The sequence below is a fragment of the Caballeronia sp. LZ008 genome, assembly GCF_031451435.1.
Lineage (GTDB): Bacteria > Pseudomonadota > Gammaproteobacteria > Burkholderiales > Burkholderiaceae > Caballeronia > Caballeronia zhejiangensis.
Window position 1 is genome coordinate 351,371 of record NZ_JARUXK010000002.1, and the last position, 13,898, is coordinate 365,268.

General features: G+C 62.7%; 14 protein-coding genes and 2 pseudogenes. 5 read left to right on the forward strand and 11 right to left on the reverse strand.

The features are described 5' to 3' along the window. Positions 1 to 115: 115 nt before the first annotated feature. Positions 116 to 1,021 carry a LysR family transcriptional regulator gene (locus QCE49_RS15985; protein ID WP_175981409.1) on the forward strand — a complete coding sequence of 302 codons (906 nt, stop codon included), beginning with the start codon at positions 116 to 118 and terminating at the stop codon, positions 1,019 to 1,021. Positions 1,022 to 1,031: 10 nt separating this feature from the next. Here QCE49_RS15985 and QCE49_RS15990 read toward each other — a convergent pair whose 3' ends face one another. Continuing rightward, positions 1,032 to 1,880, reverse strand: coding sequence for a DMT family transporter (locus QCE49_RS15990; RefSeq protein WP_250458275.1), 849 nt, complete (start codon positions 1,878 to 1,880; stop codon positions 1,032 to 1,034). A gap of 156 nt (positions 1,881 to 2,036) precedes the next feature. On the opposite strand from QCE49_RS15990, the gene QCE49_RS15995 reads away from it, so the two are divergent. Further along, a complete protein-coding gene (locus QCE49_RS15995) occupies positions 2,037 to 2,906 on the forward strand; it encodes a LysR family transcriptional regulator (protein WP_250458276.1) in 870 nt (289 codons plus the stop codon). Here the strand turns inward: QCE49_RS15995 and QCE49_RS16000 are convergent. Both QCE49_RS16000 and QCE49_RS16005 read right to left on the reverse strand, forming a co-directional pair. Next, positions 2,898 to 3,881 (reverse strand): FkbO/Hyg5 family chorismatase, encoded by a 984-nt coding sequence (locus QCE49_RS16000; protein ID WP_250482043.1) that lies wholly within the window; start codon positions 3,879 to 3,881, stop codon positions 2,898 to 2,900. The two genes, QCE49_RS15995 and QCE49_RS16000, sit on opposite strands and share 9 nt — an antisense overlap. A gap of 6 nt (positions 3,882 to 3,887) precedes the next feature. Further along, positions 3,888 to 4,154, reverse strand: a complete 267-nt coding sequence (locus QCE49_RS16005) for a hypothetical protein (protein ID WP_033536447.1) — start codon at positions 4,152 to 4,154, stop codon at positions 3,888 to 3,890. A gap of 170 nt (positions 4,155 to 4,324) precedes the next feature. On the opposite strand from QCE49_RS16005, the gene QCE49_RS16010 reads away from it, so the two are divergent. Beyond that, positions 4,325 to 6,511: a hybrid sensor histidine kinase/response regulator gene (locus QCE49_RS16010; RefSeq protein ID WP_250458278.1), complete on the forward strand. Its 2,187-nt coding sequence runs from the start codon at positions 4,325 to 4,327 to the stop codon at positions 6,509 to 6,511. A gap of 16 nt (positions 6,512 to 6,527) precedes the next feature. On the opposite strand, the gene QCE49_RS16015 is transcribed toward QCE49_RS16010, so the two are convergent. From QCE49_RS16015 to QCE49_RS16030, 4 genes are all read right to left on the reverse strand, one after another. Beyond that, the gene (locus QCE49_RS16015) at positions 6,528 to 6,737 is read right to left on the reverse strand and encodes a hypothetical protein (RefSeq protein WP_008347038.1); all 210 of its coding nucleotides are present in this window, start codon (positions 6,735 to 6,737) and stop codon (positions 6,528 to 6,530) included. A 104-nt stretch (positions 6,738 to 6,841) separates the two neighbouring features. Next, a complete protein-coding gene (locus QCE49_RS16020) occupies positions 6,842 to 8,080 on the reverse strand; it encodes a multidrug effflux MFS transporter (RefSeq protein ID WP_250458279.1) in 1,239 nt (412 codons plus the stop codon). A 141-nt stretch (positions 8,081 to 8,221) separates the two neighbouring features. Beyond that, a complete protein-coding gene (locus tag QCE49_RS16025) occupies positions 8,222 to 8,971 on the reverse strand; it encodes a DUF2278 family protein (RefSeq protein ID WP_034470221.1) in 750 nt (249 codons plus the stop codon). 41 nt (positions 8,972 to 9,012) lie between these two features. Further along, positions 9,013 to 9,825, reverse strand: a complete 813-nt coding sequence (locus QCE49_RS16030) for a CHAD domain-containing protein (protein WP_250458280.1) — start codon at positions 9,823 to 9,825, stop codon at positions 9,013 to 9,015. A gap of 187 nt (positions 9,826 to 10,012) precedes the next feature. Between QCE49_RS16030 and QCE49_RS16035 the strand changes: the two genes are divergently transcribed. Then, a complete protein-coding gene (locus tag QCE49_RS16035) occupies positions 10,013 to 10,375 on the forward strand; it encodes an NUDIX domain-containing protein (protein ID WP_309806158.1) in 363 nt (120 codons plus the stop codon). A 61-nt stretch (positions 10,376 to 10,436) separates the two neighbouring features. On the opposite strand, the gene QCE49_RS16040 is transcribed toward QCE49_RS16035, so the two are convergent. The 3 genes and pseudogenes from QCE49_RS16040 to QCE49_RS34550 all read right to left on the reverse strand — a co-directional run. After that, positions 10,437 to 12,035: an MFS transporter gene (locus QCE49_RS16040; protein ID WP_008347047.1), complete on the reverse strand. Its 1,599-nt coding sequence runs from the start codon at positions 12,033 to 12,035 to the stop codon at positions 10,437 to 10,439. A 33-nt stretch (positions 12,036 to 12,068) separates the two neighbouring features. Next, positions 12,069 to 12,434, reverse strand: coding sequence for a BON domain-containing protein (locus tag QCE49_RS16045; protein ID WP_250437445.1), 366 nt, complete (start codon positions 12,432 to 12,434; stop codon positions 12,069 to 12,071). Positions 12,435 to 12,526: 92 nt separating this feature from the next. Then, positions 12,527 to 12,736, reverse strand: a pseudogene (locus tag QCE49_RS34550) (LysR family transcriptional regulator); the annotation flags it as partial. Positions 12,737 to 12,924: 188 nt separating this feature from the next. Here QCE49_RS34550 and QCE49_RS16050 point away from each other — a divergent pair. After that, positions 12,925 to 13,050 (forward strand): annotated as a pseudogene (locus QCE49_RS16050) (short-chain dehydrogenase/reductase); the annotation flags it as partial. A 9-nt stretch (positions 13,051 to 13,059) separates the two neighbouring features. On the opposite strand, the gene QCE49_RS16055 reads toward QCE49_RS16050, so the two are convergent. Further along, positions 13,060 to 13,890: a Rossmann-like and DUF2520 domain-containing protein gene (locus QCE49_RS16055; RefSeq protein ID WP_008347056.1), complete on the reverse strand. Its 831-nt coding sequence runs from the start codon at positions 13,888 to 13,890 to the stop codon at positions 13,060 to 13,062. Positions 13,891 to 13,898 lie beyond the last annotated feature (8 nt).

Genomic DNA, 13,898 nt, shown 5'->3' on the forward strand with positions numbered 1-13,898 from the left:
TCCTGAGTCGATGTTCCTGTTTTACGTGGAAGCATTCTCGCGGGGACAGGCATCCTTGACAATCACAGGCTCGATTGACAGACTGTCAAATCTCTTTTGACAATCGAACCATGCCGTGGACGTCAACGAACTGACGCTGCTGGTCGAAATCCTCGATGCGGGCAATCTGAGCGAAGCGGCGCGCCGCCTCAAGATGACGCGCGCGAATGTCAGCTATCACCTGAATCAGCTCGAAAAGTCCGTCGGCCTGCAGCTCGTGCGGCGAACCACGCGACGCGTCGAGCCGACCGAGCTCGGCCTCAAGCTCTACGAGCACGGCCGTTCGATCCGCAACGCGCTTTTCGCGGCGCAGGAATCGGTATCGACGCTCGGGCAAGGATTGCAGGGGCGCGTGAGGTTATCGGTGCCGAGCGGTTATGGACAGCTCGTGATGTCGGAATGGCTGATCGCGTTCAAGCGCGAGTACCCGGATATCGTGCTCGACGTGATGTTCGAAAACCGCGTCGAAGACCTGCTGCGCGACGAAGTCGATATCGCCGTGCGCGTGATGCCCGAGCCGCCGCCGAGTCTCGTTGCGCGCGACATGGGGCCGGTGCGGTACGTCGCGTGTGCATCGTCCGCGTATGCCGAAACGCACGGCATGCCCACGCGGCTCGAGCAACTGGGCGTCGTGCCGGTGATCACCGCGACGGTCGTCGGCAAGCAGACGCGCGTCGCCGCCTATCTCGACGATGAACGTCACGAAGTGCTCCTCGAACCGAGCCTCATCTCCGAGAACTTCCTGTTTTTGCGCGATGCGATCCTCGCGGGTCTCGGCGTCGGCATCGTGCCGGATTACGTCGTGTCGGAAGACATGCGGCGCGGCGCGATCGTCACCGCGCTCGACGAATGGCGGCTCAGCATCTTCGGCACGCACATGTACATGCTCTACATGCCGAACCGGCATCACACGCGCGCGACGCTGGCGTTCATCGAGTTCATGCTCGACCGCGCGCGAATGGCGGGGCGCGGGCGTCATTGAAGCATCTGCGTCACGCCTTGCGGACGCGCTCCGCAAAGCCTATCGCCACCGACATCAACGCAATGCCCGTCATCTGCGCGCCGCTCAAACGCTGATCGAAAACCAGCCAGTCGATGACGATGGCCACCGCCGGGTAGACGAACTGAAGCACGGCGACGCGCGCGGTGTCGAGCCGCGCCATGCCGATATACATCAGTGTGTACGCAAAGCCCGTGTGAATCAGCCCGAGGCCCGCGAGCCACGCCCACGACATGCCCCATGCGGGCCACCCGTGCTGCATCGGCCAGATCCATAACGACAGCGTGCCGATGGCGCACTGCCACCACGCGAGCACGCCCGCAGGCAGATCGCGCAGCCGTCGCGCGATGATCGTCACGCCCGCCATGCACAGCGAACCGGCCAGACATGCGGCCACGCCCGTCCAGTACGCGGGCCGCAGAGAGCCGTCCGACGCGTGTCCGGCGATGCCCGTCGCGAGCACGAGTCCGCACATCGCGACTGCCACGGCCATGACGCGCTGCCCGCCGATCGCCTCTTTGAGCCACAACGATGCGAATAGCAGCACCCACATCGGCTGCACATGAAACAGAACGATGGCGACGCCCGCCGATATGCGCTCGACCGCGCTGAAGAAGAGCGCCCAGCTCGACACCATCAGCAGGCTCGCCGCGAGCACCCAAAGAACGTTGCTGCGCGTGAGGCGCAGAAAGCGGGTCTGTCCGCGCGAGATGAGCCACGCGCTCATGCCCAGAAGCCCGAAAGCGCAGCGAAACCATGTCGCGGTCAGCGGATCGGCATTCGCTTCGTGCAGGAAAACACCGATCGTGCCGAGCAGCGCGCAGCCGACGATAAAGGGCAACGCGCCTGCCGCAGATCGTGCTTCACTGCGCGCGGTTGTACGGGAAGAGGATGACGCGTTCGTGTTCATGCCCCAAGTGTGTGCCGCGATCGATAGAACGAAAAGCGCATAATTCGAAGATCGTCCATTCGATTTTCGAAATCGCCGATCAGACCCATGAAACAACACGATTTGCAGATGGACTGGCTCAAGTGCTTCGTCGCCGTCGTCGATGCGGGTTCGCTGTCGAGCGCGGCGGGCGAAGTGCATCGTTCGCAATCGGCGGTGAGCATGCAATTGAAGAAGCTCGAAAGCGCGCTCGGATTGCGGCTCATCGAACGCGGCTCGCGCGCGCTCGAACTGACTCACGACGGGCAAACGCTGCTCGGCTATGCACGGCGCATTCTCGATCTGCATGCCGAGGCGCAGGTCGCGCTTCAGGGCGAGCAACTCACCGGCCGCGTGCGCCTCGGCGTGCCCGACGACTACGCGGCCAAATATCTGACACCCGTGCTGAAGCGCTTTGCGCCGCGGCACAGCGGCGTCGAGATCGAGTTGATCTGCGAGCAATCGACATCGCTGATTCCGCGCATCGCGAATAGCGAGCTCGATATCGCGCTCGTATCGCGCGATCACGGCCGGCGCGGCACGCTGCTGTTCCATGAGCCGATGGTCTGGGTCGGCGCGGCGCAATTCGAATTATGGAGACGCGATCCGTTGCCGATCGCCGTCTATGAAAGCGCGAGCCTCGCGCGGCGCAGCGCGATTCATTCGCTCGCGCAGCAAGGCCGCCGCTACAAGGTGGTCTACAACAGTTCGAGTCTGGCCGGGCAGATTGCCGCCGTCGACAGCGGTCTCGCGGTCGCGGTGCTGACGCAATGCAGCGCGCCGGACCATCTCCGCATTCTGGGCAACGATGAAGGCCTGGGTCCGCTCGAACCGATGGAAGTCGCTGTCTATCGCAGTCGCGATTCGCGCGGCTCCAAAGCGGTGGACGGCCTGTATAGCCTCCTCGTGAAGACGCTCAGGCAATCGGCGTCAGTCTGATCGACGACGATATGAAGCAATGCCCTCGATCTCGACGAGCAAATCGGCGCGGCAGATATCGGCCTTGACATAGCGGATGTTCGCATCCGCATGAAACGCGGTCTGCGCGAGTTTCATCACGCGCGGCAAGTCCGCCGCATGACGGTAATACACCTTGATCTGATCGAGGTCGCGCAGCGTATAGCCGCCGCTCACGTCCTGCGCTTCGAGATTCTCGATGCCGATCAGATGCGCGATATTGCCGATCGCGACATGCCATTGCTTGTCGAGATCGCCTTCGTGCACGGTCTCGTGTCCGAGAATGCTCGCGGTGCCCGAGACGTACAACGTATCGTCCAACAAGGTGCCGCGCGCGAAGCTCGGCGACTTCGGACCGTATCGCTGCGGATATTCATACGCGGGCGTCTGTCGCGAGTTCTCGATATGCCGCGGCGAATTTGCGCGGCACGCCAGAAAATAGAAGCCGACGCCATCGCCCGACGTGCCGATGCCGGTCGCCGCCGGCATACCCGATGCGCCCGTGTAATCCTGCTCGAACGCGATGGCGCGTCCACGGCAGAAATCGCGATACACCTCGAGCCCTTCCCGATTCGCCCCGTTGATGTGCGGGATGAAATTCCACATGCGGAAAATCTTCGGGAAGTCCAGCTCGCCGACGAGCGCGAACGCATCGCCATACGCTTGTCGCGTGGCTTCGGTATAGCGGCCGGACGACGCGATGAAGCCCGCGCAAAAGAGAAACTCGTCGTCGTGCGCGAAGACGAGATCGTTGAAGCGTCCGCTGCGGATCGGCCCGTTGCCTGTCCAGATTTCGGCGAAGCCGTCGTGAGAGTCGTCGCACATCGCGAGGCGCAGCGTCGGCACACCGCTTTCGATGCACGGCCCGCCGCTCGCCGCACCGAAGACGATGCGCGCGAGCACATCGTCTTCGCATGTCGCGTCATGCGCGATGAAGCGCGATCGGGGCGTCGCCATCATCGATCATTCATCGGCCTGATCGCCGAAGAGGTCCGCGGTCGAGACGCGATCCTGCTGCAACGGCGGCAACGCACCGCTCCTCACTTGTTCGAGCACGTCCGGCGGCAGCCAGGTTTCTTCCATTGCGCCGATGCCGTTCTCGATCATCTGCTGGAGGAAGAACGATTGCTTGCGCCCCGTCACTTCCGCCAGAAGTCGCAGCCGTTGTTCGAATTGTGGATCGACCCGCACTGCGACCACCTTCAGCTTGTTTTCGGCGGTCCTTCTCACTGCATGCTCCTGTTACGTTCGTTGCGCGCCCGAGCGGGCGCGCGCATGCGGTGCTTATACCACAGCCTGATTGCGCGACGACCGATGCGCACTCATGCATGGCGATGACAGACCTGCGTGCTACCATCGAAACGAGCGTTTCGGCGCTCGCGCACGCCTTGCAACGCGCCATGAACGAATCTGAAGAACACTCCGCTTCAGGCACCGCAGAGACCCTGCCCTCTCTGCCACCGCTCGACTTTCGCGCGGCGCGCAGACGGCTCTTCGCTGCACTCGTTGCGTCGATCGTCATTCCCTTCGCATTTTTCTGCCTGTACGGTTACTACACTTACGGACGCACATTCGCCGAAACCGGCGAGTCGCTCGAACGGCTCGTGCGTATCGTCGACGAAAAGGCCAACACCGTTTTCAGCATCAACCGCGAACTGATCTCGCGCATCGACGAGATGCTCGGCAGCGGCGACGCGGATTTCATCGCGCGCAGCCAGTCGGAGCTGCACGACAAGCTCGCGCGTCTCGCCGCGGCTCATGAACAGATCGCGGCGCTCTCCGTGCTCGACAGTCGCGGCAGGCTCGTGCTCAGCAGCCGCTTTTTTCCCGCGCCCGATGTGTCCGTCAGCGATCGTGCGGATTTCATCGCGACGCGCGATACGCATTCGAGCTTTCATGTTTCCATGCCCGAGCGCGGGCGCGTGAAGAACACGGACATCGTCAACACGCTGAGCGCACGCTATGCGAAAGACGGCCGCTTTCTCGGCGAAATCGCGATTGCCGTGCGGCGCGACTATCTGTTCGATTTCTATCGCGAACTCATTGTGAGCGATCCCGCGCTCACGCTCGCGCTACATCGCGACGACGGCGCCGTGCTCGCGCGTTTTCCGCCAGCGTCCGCGCCCAATGCGCCCGATCGCCATTCGGTGCTGGCGAGCGCATTCGCGCAAGGCAAGCCCACGGGTCTGATGCGTTACATATCGCCGCTCGACAACGATGAAAAGCTCGCGGCGTGGCGGCGTGTCGGCGACTATCCCGTCTACGCGGCGGCGGGCTTTTCGATTCATGACGTGCGCCTCGCATGGTGGCGGCGCGATGTATCGATCGCGTCGATCGCACTGATTCCGTGCATCGCGCTGTGGGTGCTGATCGGCTTCTCGCTGCGACGCCTCAAAGCGGAAGAAGCGGCATGGCACAACTGGCGCGGCGAACTTGCGCTGCGCCGCTCGGCCGTCGCGGCCACGCGGCGGCTTCAACGCATGGGCGCGCTCGGCAATCTCGTCGCGAGCGTCGCGCACGACTTCAATAACCTGCTGATGGTCGTCACGTCGAACATGGAACTGGCGCGGCGCAAGGGCTTCAACGGCCTCGAGAAGGAAGTCGCGGCGGTCGAGCGCGCATCGAAGAATGCGCAATCGCTCGCACGCCGCCTGCTGAGCGTCGCGCGACGTCAGCCGCTTCAGATGCAGGTCATCCGCCTCGATCGCTGGATGATGGACTCCGAGCCGCTCGTGCGCGCGTCGGTGGGCGACAAGGTCACGTTCGGCTCGCGCGTGCCGCCATCGACGTGGACCGTGCGCGTCGATGCGACGGAGCTGACCTCGGCGCTCATCAACATCGCCGTGAATGCGAAGGACGCGATGCCTCACGGCGGCGACTTTCGCATCGAGTGCAACAACGTGCGTTTTACGTCTACGCATGAAGGTCTCGGCGCCGGCGAATACGTCGTGATCTCGTGCAAGGACAGCGGCGTCGGCATGCGCACCGACGTCGCAAAACAAGCGTTCGAACCGCTTTTCACCACCAAGGGCGCGGGCGCCGGGACAGGGCTCGGACTCGCGCAAGTGCTCGCGATGTCCGAGCAGGCGGGCGGCACGGCGCGCGTGAATTCTGCATGGGGCTTCGGCACGACAGTCGACATCTATCTGCCGCACTGGACCGGCGAAGTCGATGCGCCTGCGGATGCGCCGCCTGTGGAGACCGTCGATCGCGAAGCGCCATCGTCCACCGTGCTGATCGTCGAAGACAACGAGGAAGTCGCGGCGGGCCTGTGCGCCGTGATCGACGTGCTCGGCTGGCAAGCGCGCCACGCATCGTCAGGCGATGCCGCGAGACAGATGCTCGAAGCCGGCGATGAATTCGATCTCGTGCTTTCCGACATCCAGATGCCCGGTAGTTACGACGGCATCAAGCTCGCGGAATGGATCAAGTCGACGCGCCCGAATCAGCCGGTCACGCTGATGACGGGTTACGCCGATCAGCTCGACGAGGCGCGCCGCACCGGCTTCACCATACTCGCGAAGCCTTTCAATATCGACGAGTTGCAACGGCTGCTGAACGGCCTGTCGATGCGCGCCGCGCGGTGAGTCTCGTTCGTGCGCTTCAGTGCAGCGGCGATTCTCCGGGCAACTGAAACGCATCCACGGTATAGCCCATGTTGAAATATCCCGCGCGCGCGTAGACGGAAATGTGCTCGAGCTGCTCGGCGCGCGTGGTTTCGCTCGCGGCGTGCGCGTCGTTGGCCGAACGCTCACGCGCACGCTGCGAAGGGCCCGAAAGCGCCTGCCAGTAGTGAGTCAGGAAGTGCGGCATGGCTCGCCTCCTCGATGCATGAACAGCTCGAATCTAAGCCTTCAAAAAGACTTGGACAAACAAGCTTTTCTGCAATGCATTGCAGGCCGCACCGCTTTGGCGCATCAGGCTGCGTCGACGCCTTCCCGCACGGTGCCCGTGGCCTGCGACTGCTCCAGATGGCGCAGCAGCAACGTCACCATCGCGACGACGGTGAACGCGAGAATCACGAAGAACGCCGCGAGGGGCGTGAGAATCTGCACCGACACGAAGCCCGCGAGACCCATCATCACCGACGACACGAGCAAGAGCGAGCAGCCGAGAATCGCCGCGGTAAGGCCCGCGATATGCGGAAAGAGCGAATTGCCCTTTGCCATCAGCGTCGGGTACATCGCGCCGGCGCAGAAGCCCATCACGAGCACCGGCGCGGACAACGTCCATACGGTGAGGCCGACCGTCAGCGAGAGCAGCAGCATGACGACCGATGCGCCCGCCATCACGCGCGCGCCGATGCGCAGCCGTTGCTCCGCGCTCGGCAGACGCGCGCCATGCACGCGGTTCGACAGCCCGCCGAGGAAATACATCATGCCGATGGCGAGCGCGAGATAGCCGAAGTACGTCGGCGGCTTGTGCAGCGTGTTCTGCACCATGAAGGGGCCGACGATGTTGAATACGAGCAGGATGCTGTAGCACAGCCCTTGCGCGAGAAAACAGCTCTGGAAAACGCGGCTCGACAACACCTTGCCCGCATTCGTGAACAGCGTGCGCGGCGCGAGATGCACCGGCTTCTGCAAGGTCTCGCGATAGCGCCATATGAGCGTCCACATCACGATCGAATAGATGAGCAGAAAGACGAGGCACGACTTCCAGCCGAACCATTCCTGCAAGTGCGCGCCGATCACGGGCGCGACGATCGGCGCGAGCCCCCACGCGATCGACATATAGGTGAACGCGTGCAGCAGCGCCAGGCCCTTGAACGAATCGGTGATGATCGCCTTCGCGAGCAGGTTGGTCGCCGCGATGCCGAAGCCTTGCAGGCACCGCGCGAGCAGGAAGGTTTCGAGGTTCGTCGCCGCGAGCGACAGTAAGCAGCCGAGCGTGAAGACGACGAGCCCGAACGCCAGCACTTTTTTGCGCCCGTACGCATCGGCGATGGGGCCGAAGACCAGTTGACCGATCGCATACGCCGCCATGTAGCCGGAGACGCTCGACTGGATCGCCTGGGGCGACGTGGCGAAGTAACGCGCCATCGCGGGCAATGCGGGCACGTAGATATCGATGGCGAGCTGCCCCGCCGACGCGAACAGGCAAACCAGAAACAGCAGGAATTGCGGGGTATTCTTCGAAGGATGAGCGTGGTTCATGACAACGACGAATGAGCGAAGGCCGGCGGCCTCTGCGGGCCAATCCGGATGGGGATTCATCGTATTGTGCCTGTCATCGCGCGAATCGGCTCAAAGCCCTCGTCGCGCGTACGTCAACCTGCGCGTTTCCCGCGCGATCGATCACGTCTTGCCATGCAGGATGGGATGCGACTGGCCCGGTATCGGGCGGCCACGGCTGTCGGTCGGCACGAGCTGCGTCTGGAACGCGACGAACAGCGCCTGAAACTTGCCGTCCACTTCGATCATGACCGCGCCGTCCTGAAACACGCCGTTCTCGTTCGAGTGGTCCTTGACATGCGTGCCCTTGCCCGGCTTCGGGTTGCCCTGATTCATATGTGTCTCGTGCAGCCCGTCCTTCCCCGGCTCGAACAGGAAGCCAAAGCCATAGACGGTCACGTCTTTCGTCGGCTTCCATCCGAGGCGATCGTCGCTATAGCTCGGCGTTTCATAGACGTAATCGACGCCGTTCGCCGACATGTCCAGTTGCAGCATCTCGTTGAGAAGCGCATTGATATCGTTCTTCTCGTCCTTGGTGTCGAGCGGGATCGGGCGCATCGCGTCGAGATCGACGAGTCGCGAATCGTGCACGTAATCGAGCTTCGGGAAGTTCGCTGTCGACACACCCGCCGACAGCTTGTCGAGATCGGCCGTCATCGGATGATCGAAGTATCGATTCCAGACATACAGCACGAGATAACCCGCTGGCCCCGTCAGCGAGCTATCGGATTTCACGTTGGTGACGATGTCGAATGGCTTGCCGTTCGCGTCCTCGCTGACGATCACGTAATGCGGATCGCCCTTATAGCCCTGAAGAAAGGGGACGCCGAGCTTGACCGTGCCCTTGAAGACAACGTATTCGTTGCGCGCCATGATGACAACATCCTTTCGGCCGATATGCGATCACGACGATATCAACGAATCGCTTTTCTCGCAGCTTTGAAGCGATGTTTCTGCTCCGCCTTCAGCGCACGTAACGCGTGCTTTTCGCTGGCATCGTCGGCGAATTCGCCTCGTGAATTCGAAAGCAAATCGCGGCTCGCAACGACATCGTTCAACGCGCCGAAGCGCTTTTGAAGCCGCTTGAGGCTCTTCACCTCGGCGCGCAGTTTCGCCGGGATATCCGGCTCGAAAAACTCGATCAGATAACGCACCTTCTTTCCCGCCTTGCGCACTTCGTGATACGCAGCATAGTCCGACTGTTTCGCGCGCAACGCCCGCTTGATGCGCTTCTTCAGCTGACTGCGCGCCGCGCCGATGCGCTTCTTCGCGAACCGTTCGACCGGCACGCGTTGCGGTCCCGTGTTGAGCTGATGATTCGCTTCCTTCAATCCGCTCAGCAGCACATGCTTCATGTCCGCGTTGGCGAGATTTTCGATGCTCGTCGCGAGCACGTTAGCCCGATGCGCCTTCACCGTTTCGTCGAATCCTTCGACATCGAGTTCATGCAGCAATTCGATCAGAATGTCCCAGTCCCGCGCGCTGCCCGCCGATGTCGCGAGATACCTGAACAGCGCGCGCTGACGCGTATCGAATTCTTCGTCCAGCAAAGGCCGGTATGCCCAGAACAAAGTGCGCAGCCTGCGCAACGCAACACGCAGCTTGTGAAGCACTTCCGGGTCCGTGTTTCCGTCGAGCGTGGCAGCGTGCTGCATCGCCTCGTCGATCAGCGGCGACGCGAGATCGCCGAATCTGGCTTCGGCCGTGATGCGCATTCGATCGTCCATGATCGCTCCCTGTTACCGAATGACCCGGTTACGCAACATGCATACCCGCTGCGCGGGGCGAGCGGAACATGTCTTGCTTCATGCGCAATACGGAAAATGCCGCTGTCATCGGATGCTCCACAATGAAAAAACGGTTGGGTACACTGGGTCCGTTGACAGGACATAGCTTATAGATAACGGAGTCGGTTTGAGGAAGCGAGCCACCGTCATTTGTCGGAAGGGCAACCGGATACTTCTGGTGGCGCGACGTCGCACCAAGTGGGCGCTGCCCGGCGGCATGCTCAAGCGAGGCGAGCATCTTTCGGACGCCGCGCTTCGCGAACTCAAGGAAGAAACGCGTCTCGCGGGCAAGTCGGCGAAATTCCTGTTTCAGCATCGTGGAAGGCAGAAGCATCATCACGTCTTCTTCTGCGATGTGCCGAAGAACGCAAAGCCGCGCGCGAGCAATGAAATCTCTCGCTGCCGCTGGGTTCATATGTCGCAAATTTCACGACTCGCGACCACCGATCCGACGAGACAAATTGTGAAGGCGCTCGGCGGCAAACGCTGACACCGATTGGCACGACCTCCTCTTGTCATAATCGGACTCTCGCATGGTCGTTCGGCAAACGTCACGCGCTTTGTCCTTTCGCATCGCCATAATCGACGCGCACCGCAGGCACGAACCACGCGAGACAGAGGCCGACGAACGCCGCCATCGCGGCGACCACGAGCCCGACGTGAATCGACGCGACGAGCGCCATGCGCGCCGAGTGCATCATCGTCATCGCATCGGCCGCTTGGCCCGCCGCGACGAGGCGTTCGATCAGCGCAGACTGTTCCGCACGGTCGATCAGCAGGTCCGGGCTCGCGAACGATTTGAGCCACTGCGTCGCCTGATACGAATCGAGCGGACGATGCACGTTTTGCGCATAGAGATGCCCGAGCAGCGCGCCGGTGATCGCGGTGCCCAGCATGCCGCCGAAAATGCGCAGCGATTGCAGCAACGCCGTGACCGCGCCGATCTGCTCGCGCGCGACGATCTGTTGCGAGCAGATGGTGAGATTCGTCGCGACGAGCCCGAGACCGAGTCCGCTCGCGCCCATGCACGCCATCCAGACGGCATGCGGTTCGTGACCATCGAGCGAGACGAGCGCGAGACAGCCGGCCACGGAAAGCGCGAAGCCCGCATACATCAGCACGTTCGCACGCGGGATGCGCGTGACGATGCGGTTGTTGATCATGCTGCCGACGGTCGTGCCGAGCAGCAGCGGCGTGATGAGCATGCCCGAATCGTGCGGCGACATGCCATAGCCGCCCTGAAACAGCAGCGGAATGTAGAAGGCCATCGAGAAGAGCGCGAAGCCGCCGAGCACGGAGATCGCGAAAAGCGCGGCGAGCTTGCGGTCCATCAGCACGTCGACGGGCACGACGGGATAGCCCATGCGCTTTTCCCAGAAGTACAGTGTCGCGCCGAACAGGAGCGTGACGAGCGCAAGCACGATCGTCGTGCGCGAGACGCCTTCTTTCGGCAGCAGTTCGATCAGCAGTTGCAATGCGCCGAGCGTCACCGCGACGACGCACGCGCCGAGCCAGTCGAGCTGAATCCGTCCACGCGTCTTCGCATGATGCAGGTTCGGCACGAACATCAGCACGAACATTAGCGAGACGATGCCGATTGGCACGTTGACGAAAAACACGAGCCGCCAGCCGCGCATCTGCGTGAGCATGCCGCCGAGCGTCGGGCCGATCACGTTGGCGACGCCGAACGTCGACGTGACGAGCACGAGCCAGCGCAGACGCAGCTTCGGATCGGGAAAGAGATCGGCGACGGCGGCGAACACCGTGCCGAGCAGAATGCCGCCGCCGATGCCCTGCACGCCGCGCGCAATCACCAGGAACAGCATGCTGTCGGCGAATCCGCACAGCACCGACGCCAGCGTGAACAGCACGATCGCCGCGAGCAGAAACGGCTTTCGTCCGTAAAGGTCGCCGAGCCGCCCGAAGATCGGAATCGTGATGACGGACGCGAGCATGTACGACGTCGCGACCCACGCGTACAGATCGAAGCCCTTGAGTTCGGCGACGATGCGCGGCATCGCGGTCCCGACGATGGTCTGATCGAGCGCGACGAGCATCGTGACGAACGCGATGCCGAGCATCGCGAGCAGCGATTCGCGAAACGGCAGGCGTTGCCGTTCGCGATCGCCGACATCCAGGAACGAGTTCATGACATGCGCGAGCGCGCGCTCAGAAGCAGTGCGTTACTGCCCGCCTTCCTGAATCGTCAGAACATTCTTCACCGACTTCACGCCGTCCACGCCTTTCGCGATCGACGCCGCCTGGTCGATCTGCTCGCCATCGGCTGCGTGACCGGCGAGCGTGATCGCGCCGTTCTTGGCGATCACATTCATGCCGTTCGTGTCGATGCCGCCTTTTTGCAATGCCTGAGACACCTTCTTGCTGAGCGCGCGGTTGGCTTTGCGCGCCGTCGATTTGGAGCTTCCCGCGCTCGCCGAAGGCGTCGCGGACTGGGTCGATCCCGCATCGCTGGTCTGCGACCATACGTTGACGGAAAAGGCTATCGCTGATGCAACGGCGGCAAATCTGAGCGCATTGATCATCTTCATTGCGTGGCTCCGGTAGCTTGCGTGAAATGGAGGATGCAAAGGCAAGATGGATTCTAATCGGCGCTTCGCGATATCGCAGGGAATCGGGCCGCTCATTCCGCTAGCGCGCGCAATCGCGTCGGCGTAAGGCAGAAATCGGCGTTTCCCGCGAGCTTTGCGATCATGAAGTCGATGAACGTTCGCACGCGAAGCGGCCGCTCCGTTCGATGCCGATAGTAGATGTAGATCGATTCGCGCTGCGTCATTTGACGCGTGAGCAAGGGTACGAGACGTCCTTCGCGGATATGCGCGACGGCGAAAAAATACCGAGCGCTTTCGGCGCGCTGATGCGCAACGGCCCGGCGATCTCTTCCTTCGCGTTCTTCGCATCCGCGATGGCAGACGTGAGCATCGCAAGCGCCGGTTCGACGCTCTGCAACAGGCGCTGTGGCTTGCGGCGATATCCCCTGATCAATGACCGCACGCCGCTCATCACGCTCGCCGATGCGCAACGCCGCCGCTGCGCCTCGCGCTCGGCACCGACACGCTGAAGCCCATCGCGGAGAAGAACGCGCATGTCGAAGCCGAAACGGACGCGTGGCGTGAGTCATCGAGTTCGACGGATTTCGCTGTTTGATCGCGCCAATTACCCTCGCACCTTGCCCGTCAGCGCGAGGCGCGTGGCGAGCGTCGAGAGCGCGTCGTAGGCATCGCGCGATACCGTGTCCCACGCGCCGATCGCCTGCGATTGCACTTCCACGACCGCGCGATCGCCGCGCGCCGCCGGACCGGTCAACGCATCCTTCGGCCCGAGCGAAACGACGTTGGTGGCGGCATTGCGCGTGAGCGTGTGCATCATGTCTTCGATGAGCGCTTGCGGAATGCCGGCCGCCTGCCACATCTCGACGGACATCGCCGCCAGTATCGGCAGAAAGTTCGATGCGACGACCGCCGCCGCGTGATAAAGCGCCTTGCTGCCCGGCTCGATATCGAAGCAGCGCGCGCCGATGGCCGCGAGAATCTCGCTCCATGCATCGCGGGCGGCGCGATCGCCTTCGAGTCCGCATGGCGTGCCTTCGAACTGGAACACGGCCGTGCCGGGCTTCGCGAAGCTCAGCATCGGATGCGCGCTCGCCACGCTCCAGCCGAGCGCGCGCAAGGGCGCGAGCGTGTCGGCGTCGAGCGCGCCGCTGCAATGCACGGCAATCGTCGGCGCATCATGCTTGCGATGCGCTGCAAGCGCTTGCGCTACGTCCGCGATGCGTGCATCGGGCACCGAGAGCAGCCAGATATCCGCGGGATGCATCGCGGCGATGTCGTCGAGCGCCCGGCCCGCGCCGATGAAATCGACCGCTTCATGCGCATGCGCGAGATCGCTGTCGCATACATCGCCGATATCGAGCACGCGGTTCGCGACGATCAGATTGCCGAGCGTCGCGCCGACCCGCCCCGCGCCGATGATGTTGAGAGTCGCCATGATGATGT

What these genes read in the sequence shown, in the direction of transcription:
- QCE49_RS16000 (WP_250482043.1), bottom strand. Translation starts at nt 3,881, where the DNA reads ATGGCGACGCCCCGATCGCGCTTCATCGCGCATGACGCGACATGCGAA.
- QCE49_RS16020 (WP_250458279.1), bottom strand. Translation starts at nt 8,080, where the DNA reads ATGAACCACGCTCATCCTTCGAAGAATACCCCGCAATTCCTGCTGTTT.
- QCE49_RS16015 (WP_008347038.1), bottom strand. Translation starts at nt 6,737, where the DNA reads ATGCCGCACTTCCTGACTCACTACTGGCAGGCGCTTTCGGGCCCTTCG.
- QCE49_RS16025 (WP_034470221.1), bottom strand. Translation starts at nt 8,971, where the DNA reads ATGGCGCGCAACGAATACGTTGTCTTCAAGGGCACGGTCAAGCTCGGC.
- QCE49_RS15995 (WP_250458276.1), top strand. Translation starts at nt 2,037, where the DNA reads ATGAAACAACACGATTTGCAGATGGACTGGCTCAAGTGCTTCGTCGCC.
- QCE49_RS16030 (WP_250458280.1), bottom strand. Translation starts at nt 9,825, where the DNA reads ATGGACGATCGAATGCGCATCACGGCCGAAGCCAGATTCGGCGATCTC.
- QCE49_RS16040 (WP_008347047.1), bottom strand. Translation starts at nt 12,035, where the DNA reads ATGAACTCGTTCCTGGATGTCGGCGATCGCGAACGGCAACGCCTGCCG.
- QCE49_RS16010 (WP_250458278.1), top strand. Translation starts at nt 4,325, where the DNA reads ATGAACGAATCTGAAGAACACTCCGCTTCAGGCACCGCAGAGACCCTG.
- QCE49_RS16045 (WP_250437445.1), bottom strand. Translation starts at nt 12,434, where the DNA reads ATGAAGATGATCAATGCGCTCAGATTTGCCGCCGTTGCATCAGCGATA.
- QCE49_RS16055 (WP_008347056.1), bottom strand. Translation starts at nt 13,890, where the DNA reads ATGGCGACTCTCAACATCATCGGCGCGGGGCGGGTCGGCGCGACGCTC.